This window comes from Mesorhizobium sp. P2_E6, from assembly GCF_056403835.1.
Genome location: NZ_JBFUEQ010000007.1, coordinates 194,913 through 213,673 on the forward strand (window position 1 = coordinate 194,913; position 18,761 = coordinate 213,673).

Sequence of the window (18,761 nt, forward strand, 5' to 3'; positions counted from 1 at the left end):
TTTCTTCGCCAGCGGCGCCGGCAATCGGGATGTTGATCGCAAGTTGGGCGCGCGCGAGCCACCCGATACGTGCGAAGGCATCTGCTAAGATTTCTTGACGCCGGGCGGACGCCAAGCTACCAAGCCGTCATTCAACATTGCGGGTGGACGCGCCACCCATTCCAATGACCCCCCAAGACATCATGAGCAAGTTGCTGGAGCCCGGCTTCGAAGGCGACAGTGCGTTGACGTTCGCTCTTCAATCGGAATTTCATAGAGGCTTTCCGTTCGAAAATCTTCGGCCGCTGCTGACGTCCGACAATCTTCATACCCAGGCCGCCGCCGCTTTCTTGGTGGCCGAGATCAGTTCCAAAATAAGCTACAAAATGAATTGCGTCGTCGCGGAGATAGCCGATCTGCTCGACAGTGAAGTTTCGGGCATCCGGTTCGACGCAATCGAGGCGCTTCTGGGATGCACGACGCCTGCGGATGGCGCCATTCTCGGTCGCGTCATGCTGCGGCTGGATGACGAGCATGCCGGCGTTCGATGGAGAGCAACCGAGTTCATCCGGTTCGCGGGCCGGTGGCAGTTACGGCTCGCGGTGGAAAATGCTGCCACGCTGCGTCCGGACTCGGCCTTCCCGATCCTGGCAAAGGCTCATGGTCAGCACTTCAGGGCAACGACCAAGGGGATACGGTGGCTGCTCGATCATCCGGACGCGCTTGTGCGGCGCTTCGGTGCAGCCGTCGCAGTCAGGCCACGCTATGTGGTCGACGAGCAGCTCCTGGCAATGGCCGAAGGGTCGGATGATGCCGAAGTCAGAGAGATCGCGGCCAGTTGTTATCATAGCCATCTGACACCGATCTACGCCGTCTGGTCGTCTGCACTGTTCAGGCAAGGCATGTCATCCGCGTGACTTGCTGAGTCGCATCGAGAGTCTGGCGATATAGGCCCCTGTATCGGCCCGAACTATTGCTTCAGCAGCCATCCTAGGCGATCGAGCGAGAACGCGTAGCTGATGACGATGAGCAGGGCGAGGATGATGCCCGTGGTCGTGTAGCCGGCCACGTAGAATCCGACGGCACCACCGAACAGGATCGTCAGTTCAAGCACCAGACGCACCGCACCCGGTACCGGCACAGGGGCGCGGCCCGACCGGCTGGGATCGTCGAGCACGGCGAAGGTCCCCCACAAGGCAGCGGCAATGAGGGGCAAGGCCAGGGCCAGGAGCCAGCGCCACAATCCATCGGAGAGACCCCAGCCCGACAAGCCGAAGCCGAGCAAGGCGGCAAGCTCCAGCAGGAAGCGCAACGTCAAATTCCACCAGGCGTTGCCCATGATCGTCCTCCAGAGTGTCGCGACGGCAATGTGACTGAAGGCAACCATGGCCACCAGATCGCGTGCGTCATTTTCGGCGCGGCGCAAAACGGCAAGCGCCGTCGCAAACAGCGCAAGGGTGGAAGCTGCGTTTCGCTAGTGATACACCTCGCGCGCCGGGGTCGATAGAATGCCCTGCCGCCATTTGCGAGGCTGGAACGTTGAAGAAATATTCGGTATTCGCCATCGCCCGGGAGGCCATGCGCGGCCACAAGGGCTGGGAGGAACAGTGGTCCTCGCCTGAGCCGAAGAAGGAATACGACGTCATCATCGTCGGCGCCGGCGGTCATGGCCTGGCCACCGCCTATTACCTCGCCACGGTGCACGGCATCACCAATGTCGCGGTGCTGGAAAAGGGCTGGCTCGGCGGCGGCAACACCGGCCGCAACACCACCATCATCCGCTCGAACTATCTCTATGACGAGAGCGCCGGCATCTACGACCATGCGCTGAAGCTGTGGGACGGGCTCAGCCAGGAGCTCAACTACAACGTCATGTATTCGGCGCGCGGCGTCATGATGCTCGCCCACAACGTGCACGACATCCAGGTGCTGAAGCGTCATGTCCACGCCAACCGGCTGAACGGCATCGACAATGAATGGCTGACGCCGGAGCAGGCGAAGGAATTCTGCCCGCCGCTAAACACCTCCAAGGATGCGCGCTATCCCGTCGTCGGTGCGGCCTTGCAGCGCCGCGGCGGCACGGCGCGCCACGATGCCGTGGCCTGGGGCTATGCCCGCGGCGCCTCGGCGCGCGGCGTCCACATCATCCAGAATTGCGAGGTCACCGGCGTCAAGCGGGCGGCCAATGGCGCAGTCATGGGCGTCGACACGACGCGCGGCTTCATCGGCGCCAAGAAGGTCGGCGTCGTTGCCGCCGGCCACTCGTCCGTCATCATGAACATGGCCGGCGTGCGCATGCCGCTGGAAAGCTATCCGCTGCAGGCGCTGGTGTCGGAGCCGGTCAAGCCGGTGGTGCCTTGCGTGGTGATGTCGAACACGGTGCATGCCTATATCTCGCAGTCCGACAAGGGCGAGCTGGTCATCGGCGCCGGCACCGACCAGTACGTCTCCTATTCGCAGACCGGCGGCCTGCACATATTGCAGCACACGCTCGACGCCATCTGCGAGATGTTCCCGATCTTCACGCGCATGAAGATGCTGCGCTCATGGGGCGGCATCGTCGACGTCACACCCGACCGCTCGCCGATCCTGGCCAAGACGCCGGTGCCCGGCCTCTATGTCAATTGCGGCTGGGGCACGGGCGGCTTCAAGGCGACGCCGGGCTCCGGCCATGTCTTTGCCCACACCATCGCCAAGGATGATCCGCATCCGATCAACGCGCCCTTCACCATCGAGCGCTTCCGCACCGGCCGACTCATCGACGAGGCGGCGGCGGCGGCGGTGGCGCACTGATGATGGCGCAGATGGCTGTCGCCATGCCGCTGATGCTGGCGGGGGAACAGGGCATGTTCCATTTTCCCTCGGCGGACGAAGTGCGCACGCAGCCGATCAGCCGCGCCGGGAACGAGGCCAACTGGCCGTTTTCCGTCGATGACGGCATCCTGGCCTGCGTGTGGAGCGGCGGCCAGAAGGTGGTCATGTTCCTGGAGAACATGCCTTCCGACCAGGATGAGGACGACACATTCGAGCCGCGCCGCGTCATCGTCACGACCGATCCGATGCAACTCACCATCGGCAACATGGCGTACCGCGACCTGTTTCGTCCGGCCGCAAGCGTGGAGGAGCGCATCCGGCTCGTCGCGCCTTTTGCCGCCATGGGCCAGAGGCTTTGCGACCAACCCGCCGGCGCTCATGTCGGCAACGGCGAATTGTAGGAACGAACCAAATGCTTCTCATCCGCTGCCCCTATTGCGAGGAAGAGCGCCCGGAACTCGAGTTCCGCAACGCCGGCGAGGCGCATATCGCGCGCTCGGCCAACATGGCTGGCGAGAGCGACGACGATTTCGAAAAGTTCTTCTTCATCCGCTCGAATCCCAAGGGCATCATCTATGAGCGCTGGCGGCACATGCATGGCTGCGCGCGCTTCTTCAATGCGGTGCGCGACACCGTCACCGACAAGTTCATCATGACCTACAAGGCCGGCGAACCGAAGCCGTCGAAGCTGCCCATAATCTCTAACGAAGTGGTTGCCAAATGAGCGGCGCGTTCCGCATTCCCGGTGCCGGTCGCCTCAAGCAGGCGAAGACCGCGCGGTTCAACTTCGATGGCCAGTCCTACACCGGTATCGAGGGCGATACGCTGGCCTCGGCGCTGCTTGCCAATGGCGTCCATCTCGTCGGCCGCTCGTTCAAATATCACCGCCCGCGCGGCATCCTGTCGGCGGGCGCGGAAGAGCCCAACGCGCTGGTCGAGATCAAGCGTGACGCGGCGCGCAAGACGCCGAACGTGCGGGCCACCGTGCAGGAGCTCTATGACGGGCTTGAAGCACAGTCGCAGAACCGCTGGCCGTCGCTGTCCTTCGACGTCGGCGCGGTCAACGACATCGCGTCGCCGCTGTTTTCTGCCGGTTTCTACTACAAGACCTTCATGTGGCCGAAAGCGGCCTGGAAGAGCCTTTACGAGCCGAAGATCCGCGCCGCGGCCGGCCTTGGCATTTCCCCGGATAAACCTGATCCCGACCATTATTCGTCGCGCTATGCGCATTGCGACGTGCTGGTGCTGGGCGGCGGTGCCGCCGGCATCGCGGCAGCACTCGCCGCGGCCGAGACCGGCGTGCGCGTCATCCTCGCCGACGAGCAGGCAGAGTTCGGCGGCAGCCTGCGTTTCGAGACCGGCGCCGGGATCGATGGCCAGGACGGTTTTGCCTGGGCGCAGGCGGCGATTGCTAGGCTTCAAGGCATGGGCAATGTCCGCGTGCTTCCGCGCACCACGGCCTTCGGCTACTACGCGCAGAATTTCGTCGGCTTGGTCGAGCGCGTCAGCGATCATCTCTCCGCCCCCGGCCACGACCTGCCGCGCGAGCGGCTGTGGCAGGTGCGGGCCAAGCGCGTGGTGCTGGCCTCCGGCGCTATCGAACGGCACATGGTCTTCGCCCACAACGACCGGCCGGGCATCATGCTGGCCGGTGCGGCGCGCACCTATCTCAACCATTATGGCGTCGCTGTCGGCAAGAATGTCGGCGTCTACACCGCCAATGATTCCGCCTATGCGGCGGCGATCGACCTTAAGAAGGCCGGCGTCAACGTGGCGGCGATCGTCGACCTGCGCGACCATCCGACCGGACCGGTGATCGACGAGGCGAGGGCGCTCGGCATCGAGGTCAATTTCGGCCGCGCGGTGATCCGCGCCGGTGGCAAATTGCGGGTGTCGTCGATGACCGTGCAGCCGAAGAATGGCGGTGGCGAACGCACCATCCCGGTCGATGCGATCCTGATGTCGGCCGGCTGGACGCCGTCGGTGCATCTGTTCTCGCAGTCGCGCGGCAAGGTCGCTTTCAACGACGAGACCAAGCGCTTCGTGCCGGGCACCTATGCGCAGGATTGCGTCTCGGTCGGCGCCTGCAACGGCACCGACGGGCTGTCGGCGACGATCGACGAGGCTTATGCGGCCGGCGAGAAGGCAGCGAAAGATGCCGCTGCTAAAACCGCCAAGAGCAACAAGCCGAAGGTCGACGCCTCAGAGAGCTGGTCGCGCGGCATGCTGGGGGCTGCCCCCGGCGCCGGGCCGGACACCACGGTCAAGGCCTTTGTCGATTTCCAGAACGACGTCACCGCCAAGGATATCCGCCAGGCGGTGCATGAAGGCATGCGCTCGATCGAGCACGTCAAGCGCTTCACCACCAACGGCATGGCGACCGACCAGGGCAAGACCTCCAACATGCACGGCCTAGCGATTGCTGCCGAAGTACTTGGCAAGCCAATCCCGGAAGTCGGCCTGACCACGTTCCGGGCGCCCTATACGCCTGTCACCTTCGGCGCGATCGTCAGCCACTCGCGCGGGCCGCTGTTCGACCCGACGCGCAAGACGGCGATCCATCCGTGGGCCGAGGCGCAAGGCGCCGTGTTCGAGGATGTCGGACAGTGGAAGCGCGCCTGGTATTTCCCCAAGGGGGGTGAAGACATGCACGCCGCGGTCGACCGCGAATGCGTCGCGGTGCGAAAGACGGCCGGCCTGTTCGATGCCTCGACGCTCGGCAAGATCGAAGTGGTCGGGCCGGATGCGGCCAAGTTCATGGAACTGCTGTACACCAATCCGTGGGAGAAGCTGGAGCCAGGCCGCTGCCGCTATGGCATCATGCTGCGCGAGGACGGCTTCATCTATGATGACGGCGTCGTCGGCAGGCTGGCGCCAGACCGCTTCCATGTGACGACGACGACCGGCGGCGCGCCGCGCGTCATGAACCACATGGAGGATTATCTCCAGACCGAGTTCCCGCAACTCAATGTCTGGCTGACCTCGATCACCGAGCAATGGGCAGTCATCGCCGTACAGGGACCGAAGTCGCGTGACATCATCGCGCCGCTGGTCGAAGGCATCGACATGTCCGACGAGGCGCTGCCGCACATGTCGGTGCGCGAAGGCAAGATCTGCGGCGTGCCGACCCGGCTGTTCCGCATGTCGTTCACCGGCGAGCGTGGCTTCGAGGTCAACGTGCCGGCCGACTACGGCCAGGCAGTCTGGGAAGCGCTGTGGGCCGAGGGCCAGAAGCATGGTGCGGCCGCCTACGGCACCGAGGCGATGCACGTGCTGCGCGCCGAAAAAGGCTACATCATCGTCGGCCAGGATACCGACGGCACGGTGACGCCGAACGATGCCGCTCTCGACTGGGCGGTCGGCAAGAAAAAGGCCGATTTCGTCGGCATCCGCGGCATGGCGCGGCCGGATCTGGTCGCCAAGGGCCGCAAGCAACTGGTCGGCCTCAAGACCAAGGACCCCAAGGTGGTGCTGGAAGAGGGCGCTCAGATCGTCGAGGATCCAAAGCAGGCGATCCCGATGAAGATGATCGGCCACGTCACCTCGAGCTATTGGTCGGAAAATTGCGGCCGCTCGATTGCCCTTGCGCTGGTCGCCGGCGGCCGCGACCGCATGGGTGACACTCTCTACGTGCCGATGCCGAACGGGGTGATCGAAGTGGAGGTTTCCGGCATGGTGTTCTTCGACGAGACGGGAGGGCGCCTCAATGGCTAAAGCCGCTGCAAAGAAGACGACTTCGGTTGCATCGCCTTCGGTCGAGCGCCGTCCGGCGCTAGCTGGACGCAGCACCGCCGCGACTGGCGCCAAGGTCGAGGTGCTGCCGCCGGCCGAGCGCATCTCGCTGCGCGCGCCGGAGGCTTCGACTGCCGCCCTTTCCAAGGCGCTTGGCGTGACCTTGCCGAAAAAACCGAAGACCTCGGCCACGAAGGCCGGCCGCACCGCTCTGTGGCTTGGTCCCGACGAATGGCTGGTTATCGATGAGGCCAGCAACGATCCGCTCGCCGACTGCGCGGCGGTTTCCGCCCTCCATTCGGCCGTCGGTATCTCGCATCGCAACATCGCGATCGGAGTGACGGGCGCCGGCGCGGCCGCGGCGATCAATTCTGGCTGCCCGCAGGATCTGTCGCTCGATGCCTTCCCGGTCGGAGCGGCTTCGCGCACGATCCTGGGCAAGGCCGAGATCGTGCTGTTGCGCACGGCGGCCGATGGCTTCAGGGTCGAGTGCTGGCGTTCCTTCTCGGACTATGTCTTTACTTTCCTGTCCGAGGGATCGCGAGACGCAGCGGTCTGAACTCGGAACGTTTTGCAGGGCACGCTCGTTCTGCATCCGCACGCCGAGGGAGAATGCCGATGCCGTCGAATTCCGCGCCGAAGTCGCCGGTCAAGAAGAGCCCTGCCGTTCGTTCGCTCGAACATGAGAAGCACGAGGGCTCGAGCGCCGAAGAAGAACTTGAGGAAGGCCTCGAGGACACCTTTCCGGCCAGCGATCCGGTGTCGATAACCGGGACGGCCATCCCCGGCGGTCCCGCGAAGCCGGGCAAGGCCAAGACCGTGGCCGGCCGCAAGAAGCGGACGAGGTAGTTTCCATCGGACCAGGCCGGATCGGGCCTTCTCAATCCCATCGGGCATGCTATTTAAAGCGCTTTGGGAGAGAAAAATGCCGACAAAAGCCATCGTTTGGGGCGAGAACGTCCACGAGCAGACCAATGCCGCCGTGCGCGACCTTTATCCCTTGGGCATGCATGGCACAATCGCCGCGGCGCTCAACCAGGACAAGGGTATCGAGGCGACCACCGCCACCTTGCAGGAACCCGAGCACGGCTTGAGCGAACAGCGCCTGGCCACCACCGATGTCCTACTGTGGTGGGGCCACAGGTCGCATGGCGAGGTCAAGGACGAGATCGTCGAGCGCGTGCAGAAGCGGGTGTGGGAAGGCATGGGGCTGATCGTGCTCCATTCCGGCCACTACTCGAAGATATTCAAGCGGTTGATGGGCACGCCCTGTTCGCTGAAATGGCGCGAGGCGGGCGAGCGCGAGCGCGTCTGGGCGATCAACCGCAGCCATCCGATCGCGCAGGGCATCGGCGAGTGCCTGGAGATTGGCGAGACGGAGATGTATGGCGAGCCGTTCGCGGTGCCGGAGCCGCTCGAGACGGTGTTCGTGTCCTGGTACGAGGGCGGCGAGGTGTTCCGGTCCGGGCTGACCTACCAGCGCGGCGCCGGCAGGATATTCTACTTTTCGCCCGGCCACGAAACCTACCCGATCTACCACAATGAGGGCGTGCAGCAGGTGCTGCGCAACGCCGTGCATTGGGCGCACAACCCGGCGCCGGCCTGGTCCGGCATCACCAATGCGCCGAACGTGCCGACGGACGCCGCCAAGGAGAAGATCGTCCAGAAAGGGCTGCGCCTGCATGCCGACGGTGACAAGGGCCTGAGTTGATGGGCCAGGCCGGGCTACGCGTCAGCGTTCGACTGGGCCAGTCCGGTGCCGCCAACCGAGGTGGCGTCGCTTAGACCAAACTGCTCGCCAGGCCGGCTTTCAATTTGCGCCGGCCTCGGCGTTTGATTTTGTCTCAAAATGTGCTGGGCACGATCCACGGATTGATGCTGATGCCGAGCCGCGGGCCCTTGCCGTCAGCGGTGTTTTCCGTGGAACCCTGCTTCTCGACCGAGCCGGTCGGAGCGCAATCGAGCTTCACATGGGTCCTAGTGTCGACGCAGGTCGCAGCCGGTGCCTGCTTGACCGGATGGGTGGCGCCGGCGGCGAAGGCCGAGCCCGAAAGTGCCAGCACGGCGGCGAGGGTGAGGAGTGTCGTTTTCATCGTCAGTCTCCGTTTTCGACCGTTGAATTTTTTCCGTACGTGTACGATACGGCGTACATATACGTCTGGCGATGCCGTCGTTCAAGTCAGAAACGTACATGTACGAATGAATTTTATTGAACTTTTATTGAACGCCAAAAATCGCGGCGTTCTGGCGCAGCCGAGCACTCCAACCGGACGTTGGTCGTGTTGTCAGAGCCTGTGAAGGATGCCGCTCAGCACTTGACCGGCGTTTCGGTCAGCGGCGGCACGGTCTGCGTGCTCAGCGTGGCAAGCGTGAAATCGCACATCCGCTTCACGAAAGCCTGCGGGTCGCCGAACGGATAGAACGGAAAGGTGATCAGCAGCGAGATCGTGCCGTGGCCGACCGCCCACAGCATGGTGGCGATGGCGCGCGGGTCGCCCTGCAGCTTGCCGGCGGCGACACAGGCCTCGACCCTGCTGATCAGCGCGTTCATCGCAGGGTTGCTCTCTTCCATGTCCTCGTAGCTCCTGCCTTCCGGCAGCTTGGTCTTTTCGGTCATGAATACGGTGCGGTATTCGTTGGGATTGCCGAGCCCGAAAGCCGCATACTCGGTCATGACCGCCTGCAATGCCTCGATCGGATCGTCGGACGAATGCTCCTCGATGCGGCGGGCAAGCGTCTCGAATGCATCCTCGGCCAGGGCGAACAGGATGTCCTGCTTGTCGGCGAAATAGGAATAGACCGACATCGGCGCGTAGCCGACCCGCTTGGCCAGTTTGCGGATGGTCAGGCCTTCATAGCCTTCTTCCTGGACGAGCTTGTGCGCGGCTTCGACCAGCTCGGAGCGCAGTTCGGCCCTTTGTTTCTCGCGGCGTGTCTGGACGCTCGGCGGCAAGATCTCGTGCCTTTGGTTGGTTGGTACCTGGCTAAATTATATACGCTGTACGAAAACGGACAAGGGCGCGACAGGTTCCCAAACGGCATGCTTCAGATCGCACCGATGCCGCCGTCGACGGCCAGCGCATGGCCGGTCATGAAGGAGTTTGCCGGATCGGCGGCAAACAGGATGGCGGTGGTGATTTCGTCGACTTCCGCCACCCGCTTCATCGGCACGCCACGCGTCAGCTCCGCCAACGCCTCCGCTTCCGGCGCGCCGGAGACGCGCACGAAGCTGTCGACCATCGCCGTCCTCGTGTGGGCGGGGCAGATGGCGTTGATGCGCAGGCCCTTGGTGGCGTATTCGACCGCCGCCGAGCGGGTCAAACCGATGACGCCGTGCTTGGCGGCGGAATAGACCGAGAGTTTCGGCGCGCCGGACAGGCCGGCGGCCGAAGCGATGTTGACGATGGCGCCGCCCTTGCCGGTCGCCTTGAACTGCCGCTCCATCTGCGGGATCTGATGCTTCATGGCATAGAAGACGCCGAGCAAATCGACCTCCAGCACGCGGCGGGCCTCGTCCGAGGGGACCTGCGGCAAGCGCACGAAGCTCTGGACGATGCCGGCATTGTTGATGGCGACATCCAGCCGTCCGAATTTCTCGACCGCCAGCCTGACCAGATCCTCGGATAGTTTTTCGTCGGCGATGTTGCCGGCAAGGGTCGCCGTTTCGGCCTGCAGCGTGGCTGCAAGTTCGGCCAGCGCCCTTTCGTCGATGTCCGACAGCACCAGCCGCGCACCTTCAGCGGCAAAGCCCTTCGCCGCACCCCGGCCAAGCCCGCCGGTCGCACCGGTGATCAGCACGGTTGCTCCCGCAAAACGGCCCATCACGCCTCCTTGCCGATCAATTTCGCGGCGAGATGCGAAAGCAGTTTTACCGCCTCGCCATAGGTTCTGGCCTTTTCGGGATTGGAGGCGTTGCCGTCCAATGCCCGCTTGAAAACGCCCTGGCATATCGCCGCCAGCCGGAAGAAGGAGAAGGCCAGGAAGAAGGTCCAGTCGCCGATGCCGTCCAGCCCGCGTCGCCGGCAGTAGGCGACGACATAGTCCTCTTCGGAGGGCAGGCCGAGCGCGCGACGGTCGATGCCGCCCAGGCCACGAAAGCCCGAGGCGTGGGGCAGGCGCCATTGCATGCATTGATAGGCGATGTCGGCAAAGGGGTGACCGAGCGTCGACAATTCCCAGTCGAGCACCGCCAGAACCGTCGGCTGGTCGGCGGCAAAAATCAGATTGTCCAGCCGGTAGTCGCCATGCACCAGAGAGACGCGGCCGTCGTCGGCGGGCCTATGCGTCTCAAGCCAGGCAATCAGCCGGTCCATATCGGCGATGGTACCGGTTTCCGAGGCGCGATACTGGGCGGTCCAGCGGGCCAGCTGGCGCTCGAAATAATTGCCCGGCCGACCGAAATCGACGAGACCCGCAGCCCCGACATCGACATCGTGCAGCGCCGCAAGCGTAGCGTTCATGGCATCGTAGATGGCGGCGCGTTCGTCGTTGTCGCGGGCCTCCGGCAGCGCCGGATCCCAGAGGATGCGGCCGTCGACGAAATCCATGACGTAGAACATACGACTGATCGGCGAGTCCTCCGCCGACAGATGCAGCATCCTGGGCACCGGCACGGCGGTGCCGGCAAGGGCGCTCATCACGGTGAATTCGCGGTCGACCTGATGGGCCGATTTCAGCAGTTGCCCGGGCGGCTTGGCGCGCAACACGTAGCGGCCGCTTTGCGCAGTCAAAAGGTAAGTCGGGTTCGATTGGCCGGATTTGAATTTTTCGATGGAAAGGAGCCCGGTGAAGCCGGGGATGCTGGCCTCGAGATAAGGCGCCAGTGCTGCCTGGTCGAGAACGTTCGGATCGTTCATGCCGTCTCGGGCTGGCGTTCGATCAGGGTCAGCGTGAGCCAGCGAGCGGTCAGTGCCGGTTTCTTGGAGCCTTCGATCTCGATCGTCACGTCATGCGCGGTCTGTACCCAGCCCGACGGCCTGACCTTGACGTCGGCCAGCACGAAACGGGTGCGGATGCGCGCGCCGGTCTTCACCGGCGCCAGGAAGCGCAGCGAGTCGAAGCCGTGGTTGACGCCCATCTTGCCGTTTTCCAACGGCGGCATGGTCTCGAAGGTCATCGCCGACAACAGCGACAGCGACAGGAAGCCATGCGCGATTGTGCCGCCGAACGGCGTCTCGCGCATGGCGCGCTCCGGATCGCAGTGGATGAACTGGTGGTCGTCGGTGGCGTCGGCGAACTGGTCGATCATGCGTTGCGTGACTACCCGCCACGGCGACACGCCAACTTCCTTGCCGACACTGGCCAGAAGTACATCGAGACTGATCGGTTCCACGCGGATGTCCTCCAGTTCACCCCCGGCTCCGGCCGGAAAATGTTATTCCTTGAACAAGGTCAGCCCATGCTGCACCGACTGTCCGCCGTCGATCGGCAGGATGGCGCCGGTAACATAGCTGCCTGCACGGCTGCACAAATAGAGTGTTGCGCCGGCAATGTCATCCGGTGCGCCGATACGGCCGATCGGAACGTGGTTGCCGACATGTGCGGCCTGTTCCTGCGTGCCGGTGGCAAAAGCCGTCATGCGGCTCTGGAAGGGGCCGGGGGCGAAGGCGTTGACAGTGATGCGGCGGGCGGCGAATTCGAGCGCCAGGGTACGCGTCAGATGATGAACCGCGGCCTTCGACGCCGTATAGGAATAGGCGTCGTCGGCCAGCGGCTGCGTGCCCATCACCGAACCAAGATTGATCACCCGGGCCGGATCGGCATCGCTGGCGGCGGCATCGAGCAGCGGCAGCAATTCGCGCGTCAGATGGAAGACCGCGGTAACATTGACACCGAGCACCTTCGCCCATGCGGAATAGGGAAAGCTCTCCAGCGGCGCGCCCCAGGATACACCGGCATTGTTGACCAGGATGTTCAGGTGGTCGGTCCGCGCCTTGACCTCGGCGACGAGTGCGGCAATGCCGGCTTCGCTGGAGACATCGCCGGCGAAGCCTTCGGCCCGGCCCGGTGCGCCAAGCCCGTTCAGTTCACCGGCGACCTTGATGCAATCCTCGCCCTTGCGCGAGGCGATCATGACGCTCGCTCCGGCCCTCACCAGCGCGGTTGCCGCCATGCGGCCGATGCCGGTCGCCGCTCCCGTCACCAGCGCGGTCTTGCCGGCCACCGAAAACAGCTCGTCCAGATAGCTCATCACAATCCTCCGCGCCCTACCTTGGTATGCGGGCCTCGGTGTGCAGGCAAAACAGTTCGCGTTGACAAGGCTATCCGAAGTACGGTCATCCTTGCCACGTGTAAAATGCCTGGCCTGCATGAAGGTTTAGCGATGACGGAGATGAATCTCGGCATGACCGAGCGGTTGAAGCCGATCCACGCGCGCGTCGCGGCCATGGTGCGCGACGAGATCATGCCGCTCGACAAGGAATTCCTCGGCGAAGTGGGCAAGCAAGGCGACCGCTGGGTCCATAGCGCGCGCCAGAGTGAAATCCTCGAAGGGCTGAAGAAGACCGCACGGGAGCGCGGCCTGTGGAACTTCTGGCTGACCGGCTCGGAGCGCGGCTACGGCCTGTCCACCGTCGAATACGCCTATCTTGCCGAGGAGATGGGCAAGGCGCATCTCGGCGCCGAGACCTTCAACTGCTCGGCGCCCGACACCGGCAACATGGAGGTGCTGGAACGGTATGGATCGGCCGACCACAAGAAGGCGTGGCTCGAGCCGCTGCTAGACGGCAAGATCCGCTCGGCCTACCTGATGACCGAGCCGGATGTCGCCTCGTCCGACGCCACCAACATTGCGATGCGCTGTGAGCGCCAGGGCGGCGACTATGTGCTCAACGGCGAGAAATGGTGGGCTTCCGGCGCCGGCGATCCGCGCTGCGCCATCTACATCGTCATGGTTAGGACCGGTGCCGACGAAGAGCCGAAACACAGGCGGCATTCCATGATCCTGGTGCCTTCCGACGCAAAGGGCGTGACCAAGGTCCGGGCCATGCAGGTCTATGGCGACGATGATGCGCCGCACGGCCACATGCATCTTCGCTTCGACAATGTGCGTGTGCCCGCATCGAACCTGATCCTCGGCGAGGGCAGGGGTTTCGAGATCGCGCAGGGCCGGCTCGGCCCCGGCCGCATCCATCACTGCATGCGCGCCATCGGCCAGGCCGAGATGGCGCTGGAGCTGCTGTGCCAGCGTTCCGTGCGCCGCGAGGCCTTCGGCCAGCCCTTGGCAAAACTCGGCGCCAATTTCGACATCATCGCCGAATGCCGCATGGAGATCGAGATGGCGCGGCTGCTCTGCCTGAAGGCGGCATGGATGATCGACCAGGGCGATGCGCGCGCCGCAGCACCCTGGATCAGCCAGATCAAGGTGATTGCGCCGCGCGTCGCGCTCAAGGTCACCGACGAGGCGGTGCAGATGTTCGGCGCGCAAGGCATCAGCCAGGACACGCCGCTGGCGCGCTCATGGACGCATCTGCGGACATTGCGCCTTGCCGATGGGCCTGACGCCGTGCATCGCCGCCAGGTGGCGCGGACGGAACTGAAGAAATACACGCAAGAAAAGGTTTGAGCGCCGGCATTCGTCACCCGGCGACGCCGGCAGGTCCGAGCAAGGAGTGTTCCGATGACCGTCCCCTCCGAAATGAAGGCGCTGCTGCTTGTCGGCGACGGCTACACCAGGACGCCTTCCGGCAGTGCGCTGGAAGCGATGGAGCCCTATCTCGAGCCGGGCAGCATCGCGGTGCCGATGCCGGGGCCAACGCAGGTGCTGATCAAGGTCAGCCTCGCCTCGATCAATCCGTCCGATGTCATGTTCATCAAGGGCCAGTACGGCCAGCCGCGCGCCAAGGGCCAGCCGGCCGGCTTCGAGGGTGTCGGCACCGTCGTCGCCGGTGGCGATGAGCCCTATCCCAAGAGCCTCGTCGGCAAGCGCGTCGCTTTCGCCACAGGCGTCAGCAACTGGGGCTCATGGGCCGAATATGCCGTTGCGGAAGCGGTGGTCTGCATCCCCCTGCTCGACACCGTTCGCGACGAGGATGGAGCGGCGATGATTGTCAACCCGCTCACCGCGCTCGCCATGTACGACATCGTCACAGAAGAGGGCGAAAAGGCCTTCGTCATGACCGCCGGCGCCAGCCAACTCTGCAAGCTGATCATCGGCCTGGCCAGGGAAGCGGGTTTTCGACCCATCGTCACGGTGCGCCGCGACGATCAGATCGCGGCTCTGAAGGAGCGTGGCGCGGCGTACGTCCTCAACGAAAAGGCGCCGGATTTCAAGACGGCGCTACGCGAGGTGATGAAGGCCGAACAGCCGCGCATCTTCCTCGACGCGGTCACCGGGCCGCTTGCCTCTGCCATTTTCGACGTCATGCCGAAGCGCTCGCGTTGGATCATCTATGGGCGGCTCGATCCCGAAGCCACGATCATCCGTGAACCCGGCCAACTGATCTTCCAGCACAAGCACATAGAGGGTTTCTGGCTGAGCGAGTGGATGCGCCAGTTTCGCGACCGCCGCGGCCCGGCGATCCTGGAAGCGCAGAAACGGTTCTCCGATGGGCGCTGGTCGACCGATGTGACGGCGGTGGTGCCGCTCGCCGAGGCAATGGCGCGGGTGCCGGCGGAACTGGCCAAGCCCAACGGCAAGGTGTTCATCCGGCCTTAGCATGAAGGTGCCCGAAGCTCGAACACGAAGCCTCCAGACGCTCTCGACGCCAAAAAAGGCGATGTCCGGCTGCCGCCGGTGCCGTCGGGGCACCATCCACTCTTTCAGCCCTCTATGCCGCGCCGCTTTGTCCGTGATATGCCGCCGCCATCGAATGCCTGACGGCGCGGGCAAGGGCCTGTTTCGGGGTGGTGTGGAGTGACTTGATGACGATTGCCAACCCGGTTTTCGACCGTTTGGGACTTAGCATGTGGATCGGAGCGTTCCTGATCGTTCTTGTCATGGTCCTGTGGTCGCCGGACACGCATTCGGTGCTGGGGGCCTACAGATTTGGCAGCGAGGAATTTCTGGCCGGCCGGCCGCTCTACAATCTTGGCTCCCAGATGGGGTATCTCTACGCGCCGGCTTTTGCCGCGCTCTATGTTCCGCTGCTGAAGCTGGGCCCCCATCTGGGCGGCCTGGTGTGGCATGCCCTCGGCTTCGCGGTGCTGACCTTTGCCGCAATGCGGCAGGTTCGCAAGCTCGGCGGTCAGCAACTGACCTGGCTGCTTTCATTCGGTCTCTTCCTCGCTCTGCCGTTGGCGCTCGGCGCGATCCGCAACGGACAATCGACAATACTGCTGACCGGCGCCTGCTGGCTCCTTACGCTTTCGGCGCTTGAAGGTCGGCGCGCCGAGACCTTCTTCTGGGCTTCGCTGGCCGTCATCGCCAAGCCGACCGCTATCATCATGCTGCTGTTGGCAGGAGGGCTGCGCCCCCGGCTGATCCCGGTGCTGGTGCTGGCGGTGCTGGTCGTGCTCGCCATACCTTATGCTTTCGCGCCAGCCAGTTATCTGAACGGCCAGTATCTTGATTTCGCCCGCATGCTGACCTCGATGGCGGTCGACAAGACCAGCCGCTTTGTTGCCTCCGATTTCACCGCGCCTTTTGCGGCGGCGGGGATGCCCATCGCGGAATCCGGCGCCACGGCGGTGCGCTTCGTGGCCGGCCTGTTGACGCTCTCGACCGTGCTCTGGTTCGATCGCAAGCTCGAACGGGGGACGGCCGGGCTGGCGATCTTCCTGACAGCCACTTTCTACATGTGCGTCTTCAATCCGCGCGTCGAGCCCAACACCTATGCGATGATCGCCGTGCCTGCCGGGCTCGCCATCGCCCTTTTGTGGCGCGAGGAACGAGGCGGAGTCCTCGCCTCGGTGCTGTCGACGGCGCTGTTCGCGACCGGGCTGACCGGCGTCGAGCAACATGTGCATGCTTTCCTCTACCCCTGGTTCAGGCCGATCGCGATTGCTTTCATCGCCTGTTCCCTGATCTGGTGGTTCTGGGCCAAGGCGGGAGAAAAGGTGGTGAATGCGGGGGTCGCAAATGGCTGAGTCGCGGCCGGTACTCGATATCGTCGCGCCGTTCCTCAACGAGGCGCCGTCGGCATTGGCCTTCGCCGAGTTGCTTGCCGCGCTGGAGGCAGCGGTGGCAGAGCGCTTCGGCATGGACGTGCACAAGATCCTGGTCGACGACGGCAGCCGCGACGATGGCGCCAAACGGTTTTCGCAGGTGCTGACGGGGTCATGGGAGATCGTCCGCCTCAGCCGCAATTTCGGCAAGGAAGTGGCCGTGCTCGCCGGCCTCGACCAGTCGCGCGGGGACATGGTGCTGATCATGGACGCCGACCTCCAGCATTCGATGGACATCAGCCTGAAGATGATCGCCGAGTTGGTGGAGCATCCCGACATCGATGTCGTCTACGCGCAGAACGACAGGCGTGAGGCCAGTTGGCGACGCAGTCAGCTGGCGCGGCTTTTCTACAGCCTGATCAACAGCAGCCAGCGTTTCGACATTCCCGAAAATGCCGGCGACTTTCGCGTCATGCGCGGTGCCGTGGCGCGTGCGCTGACCAGCCTGCGTGACAAACGACGCTTCAACAAGGGCCTGTTTGCCTGGGCCGGCTTCCGCCAGAAGGCGTTGCCCTATTCGCCGGAGAACCGCGCCAGCGGCACGTCGAAATGGAGCCGGCTCAACCTGATCGCCTTCTCGTTGGAAGGTTTCACCTCCTTTTCCGTCATTCCGCTACGCTTGATCAGCCTCAGCGGGCTGCTTGCCGCATTTGCCGGCGCGGTCTACGGCGCCAAGGTGTTCTTCGAGGTGATCTTCTACGGCATTGCCGTTCCCGGCTATCCCAGCCTGCTGGTCGCCGTCGTCCTGCTCGGCGGCCTCAACCTGACCCTTCTCGGGCTGATTGGCGAATATGTCTGGGTCACGCTCAGCGAAAGCAAGGATCGGCCGGTCTATATCGTGCGCGATGTCGTACGCAGCGACGTCGCTCCCGACAGGTTGGCACCGGGCGCTCGCGAGGCATGACGCGGCGCATCCGCCTGATCGCCGACGATTACGGCCTGGCGCCAGGCGTTTCCGCCGCGATCCTTGACCTGCTCGATCGTGGGCGCCTGACCGGTACCAGCTGCATGACCGGCTTTGCGCAATGGGCGCAGGAGGCTGAGCGCATAAAGCCCCTGTGTGGCCGTGTCGCGGTCGGGCTGCATCTTACCTTGACCGACCAGCCAGCCGTCACCGGCCGGTCGAGCCTGGCGCCGGAAGGCCGGCTGCCACCACTCCGCTCGCTGGCATTGCCTGTTCTGCGCGGCCGCATCGACGACCGCGATGTGCATGCCGAACTCGACGCCCAGTACAGCCGCTTCGTCGAAGCACTCGGGCGCCGCCCCGATTTCGTCGACGGGCATCAGCATGTGCATTTTCTTCCCGTCGTGCGCACATGGCTGCGCGCGCGTCTGCACGACGAAGCCGACAGGCCGGCGCTGCGCGGCGCGCCGGCACTGGCCGGCACGGCGCCGAAAGTCGCCGCGATCGCAGCGCTCGCCGTCGGGTTCAACCGGTCCATGCAGCATGCCGGCTTCACCGTCTTCGAACCGCTCGCCGGCATCTATGACTGGCGGCGGCCCGAAAAGTTCGCATCCGTGCTGCAGGCCGCCGTCGAGGCATTGCCGGAACGGGGGCTGTTCATGTGCCACCCCGGCCATGTCGACGAGACGTTGCGCGCGCGTGACCCGATGCAAAGCGTGCGCGAGGTCGAATTCGCGGTCCTGGCATCGGACGATTTCGGCGCCAGCCTGGCCCGCGCCGGTGTCGCAATCATGGATGGCAAGGGATGAGCGGCGCCGACCAGCCCCGGCGTTCGACCGGCAACAAGATCGTCCGCTTTGCCATCGTCGGACTTGCCAACACGGCCATCGACCTTGCCAGCTTCTACCTGCTGCTCAAGCTGCAGATGCCGCCGGTGCCCGCCAACATCGTTGCCTGGTTCATCGCCGTCAGCTTTTCGTTCGTGGCGAACGGCTTCTGGGCGTTCGAGCGCAATCAAGCCATTCGGCTGCGTGACGCCTTCCTTCGTTTCGCCTCGCTAGGGGCGCTGATTTCGCTCGGTGTCTCCAGCCTTTCGATCGCGCTGTTTGCCGCTACCGTCGGAGTTTGGCCGGCAAAGATCGGCGGCGTCGTGGTGGCGGCGGTGCTGAATTTCCTCGCCGCGCGCTGGTCGATCGAAGGCCGGTTCTTGAGATAGGCACTGCGTATT

21 protein-coding genes are annotated in these 18,761 nt (G+C 64.2%); 14 read left to right on the plus strand and 7 right to left on the minus strand.

All coding sequences use genetic code 11. The annotated features are described in order from the left end of the window. Positions 1–143 precede the first annotated feature (143 nt). On the plus strand, positions 144–896 hold the full coding sequence (locus AC1D08_RS19335; protein ID WP_477423762.1) for a hypothetical protein: 753 nt from the start codon (positions 144–146) through the stop codon (positions 894–896). 53 nt (positions 897–949) lie between these two features. On the opposite strand, the gene AC1D08_RS19340 is transcribed toward AC1D08_RS19335, so the two are convergent. Next, entirely contained in the window at positions 950–1,318 is a 369-nt protein-coding gene (locus tag AC1D08_RS19340; protein WP_457155708.1) for a YrdB family protein, read from the minus strand. Positions 1,319–1,518: 200 nt separating this feature from the next. Between AC1D08_RS19340 and AC1D08_RS19345 the strand changes: the two genes are divergently transcribed. The 7 genes from AC1D08_RS19345 (at position 1,519) to AC1D08_RS19375 (ending at position 8,236) form a co-directional block, all read left to right on the plus strand. Then, entirely contained in the window at positions 1,519–2,772 is a 1,254-nt protein-coding gene (locus AC1D08_RS19345) for a sarcosine oxidase subunit beta (RefSeq protein ID WP_095084630.1), read from the plus strand. After that, entirely contained in the window at positions 2,772–3,194 is a 423-nt protein-coding gene (locus tag AC1D08_RS19350) for a hypothetical protein (RefSeq protein ID WP_095084629.1), read from the plus strand. The genes AC1D08_RS19345 and AC1D08_RS19350 overlap by 1 nt, the downstream gene beginning before the upstream one ends. 11 nt (positions 3,195–3,205) lie before the next feature. Continuing rightward, complete coding sequence (locus AC1D08_RS19355) at positions 3,206–3,517, plus strand: sarcosine oxidase subunit delta (RefSeq protein WP_457150381.1); 312 nt, start codon at positions 3,206–3,208, stop codon at positions 3,515–3,517. Continuing rightward, the gene (locus tag AC1D08_RS19360) at positions 3,514–6,507 is read left to right on the plus strand and encodes a sarcosine oxidase subunit alpha (RefSeq protein WP_457150380.1); all 2,994 of its coding nucleotides are present in this window, start codon (positions 3,514–3,516) and stop codon (positions 6,505–6,507) included. Before AC1D08_RS19355 ends, AC1D08_RS19360 begins: the two co-directional genes overlap by 4 nt. Then, on the plus strand, positions 6,500–7,084 hold the full coding sequence (locus AC1D08_RS19365) for a sarcosine oxidase subunit gamma (protein WP_457150379.1): 585 nt from the start codon (positions 6,500–6,502) through the stop codon (positions 7,082–7,084). The genes AC1D08_RS19360 and AC1D08_RS19365 overlap by 8 nt, the downstream gene beginning before the upstream one ends. A gap of 59 nt (positions 7,085–7,143) precedes the next feature. After that, positions 7,144–7,374, plus strand: coding sequence for a hypothetical protein (locus AC1D08_RS19370; protein WP_457150378.1), 231 nt, complete (start codon positions 7,144–7,146; stop codon positions 7,372–7,374). Between the two features lie 76 nt (positions 7,375–7,450). Beyond that, entirely contained in the window at positions 7,451–8,236 is a 786-nt protein-coding gene (locus tag AC1D08_RS19375; protein WP_457150377.1) for a ThuA domain-containing protein, read from the plus strand. Positions 8,237–8,369: 133 nt separating this feature from the next. Here AC1D08_RS19375 and AC1D08_RS19380 read toward each other — a convergent pair whose 3' ends face one another. From AC1D08_RS19380 to AC1D08_RS19405, 6 genes are all read right to left on the minus strand, one after another. Then, complete coding sequence (locus tag AC1D08_RS19380) at positions 8,370–8,618, minus strand: DUF680 domain-containing protein (RefSeq protein ID WP_457150376.1); 249 nt, start codon at positions 8,616–8,618, stop codon at positions 8,370–8,372. Between the two features lie 215 nt (positions 8,619–8,833). Continuing rightward, the gene (locus AC1D08_RS19385; protein WP_457150375.1) at positions 8,834–9,478 is read right to left on the minus strand and encodes a TetR/AcrR family transcriptional regulator; all 645 of its coding nucleotides are present in this window, start codon (positions 9,476–9,478) and stop codon (positions 8,834–8,836) included. 92 nt (positions 9,479–9,570) lie between these two features. Beyond that, positions 9,571–10,347 (minus strand): SDR family NAD(P)-dependent oxidoreductase, encoded by a 777-nt coding sequence (locus AC1D08_RS19390; protein ID WP_457150374.1) that lies wholly within the window; start codon positions 10,345–10,347, stop codon positions 9,571–9,573. Next, positions 10,347–11,381: a phosphotransferase family protein gene (locus tag AC1D08_RS19395; RefSeq protein WP_457150373.1), complete on the minus strand. Its 1,035-nt coding sequence runs from the start codon at positions 11,379–11,381 to the stop codon at positions 10,347–10,349. The genes AC1D08_RS19390 and AC1D08_RS19395 overlap by 1 nt, the downstream gene beginning before the upstream one ends. Beyond that, positions 11,378–11,863, minus strand: a complete 486-nt coding sequence (locus AC1D08_RS19400) for a MaoC family dehydratase (RefSeq protein WP_378922604.1) — start codon at positions 11,861–11,863, stop codon at positions 11,378–11,380. Before AC1D08_RS19400 ends, AC1D08_RS19395 begins: the two co-directional genes overlap by 4 nt. Before the next feature lie 36 nt (positions 11,864–11,899). Next, entirely contained in the window at positions 11,900–12,715 is an 816-nt protein-coding gene (locus AC1D08_RS19405; RefSeq protein ID WP_457150372.1) for an SDR family oxidoreductase, read from the minus strand. A gap of 132 nt (positions 12,716–12,847) precedes the next feature. Here AC1D08_RS19405 and AC1D08_RS19410 point away from each other — a divergent pair, with 132 nt between their 5' ends. The 6 genes from AC1D08_RS19410 to AC1D08_RS19435 all read left to right on the plus strand — a co-directional run bounded on the left by AC1D08_RS19410 (position 12,848) and on the right by AC1D08_RS19435 (position 18,749). After that, complete coding sequence (locus AC1D08_RS19410; RefSeq protein ID WP_457150371.1) at positions 12,848–14,089, plus strand: acyl-CoA dehydrogenase family protein; 1,242 nt, start codon at positions 12,848–12,850, stop codon at positions 14,087–14,089. Positions 14,090–14,143: 54 nt separating this feature from the next. Then, a complete protein-coding gene (locus AC1D08_RS19415) occupies positions 14,144–15,181 on the plus strand; it encodes a zinc-binding dehydrogenase (RefSeq protein WP_457150370.1) in 1,038 nt (345 codons plus the stop codon). Positions 15,182–15,387: 206 nt separating this feature from the next. Further along, positions 15,388–16,551, plus strand: a complete 1,164-nt coding sequence (locus AC1D08_RS19420; protein WP_457150369.1) for a glycosyltransferase 87 family protein — start codon at positions 15,388–15,390, stop codon at positions 16,549–16,551. Next, positions 16,544–17,533: a glycosyltransferase family 2 protein gene (locus AC1D08_RS19425; protein WP_457150368.1), complete on the plus strand. Its 990-nt coding sequence runs from the start codon at positions 16,544–16,546 to the stop codon at positions 17,531–17,533. Before AC1D08_RS19420 ends, AC1D08_RS19425 begins: the two co-directional genes overlap by 8 nt. Next, on the plus strand, positions 17,530–18,342 hold the full coding sequence (locus tag AC1D08_RS19430) for a ChbG/HpnK family deacetylase (protein ID WP_457150367.1): 813 nt from the start codon (positions 17,530–17,532) through the stop codon (positions 18,340–18,342). Before AC1D08_RS19425 ends, AC1D08_RS19430 begins: the two co-directional genes overlap by 4 nt. After that, a complete protein-coding gene (locus AC1D08_RS19435) occupies positions 18,339–18,749 on the plus strand; it encodes a GtrA family protein (RefSeq protein ID WP_095084614.1) in 411 nt (136 codons plus the stop codon). The genes AC1D08_RS19430 and AC1D08_RS19435 overlap by 4 nt, the downstream gene beginning before the upstream one ends. Positions 18,750–18,761: the final 12 nt, after the last annotated feature.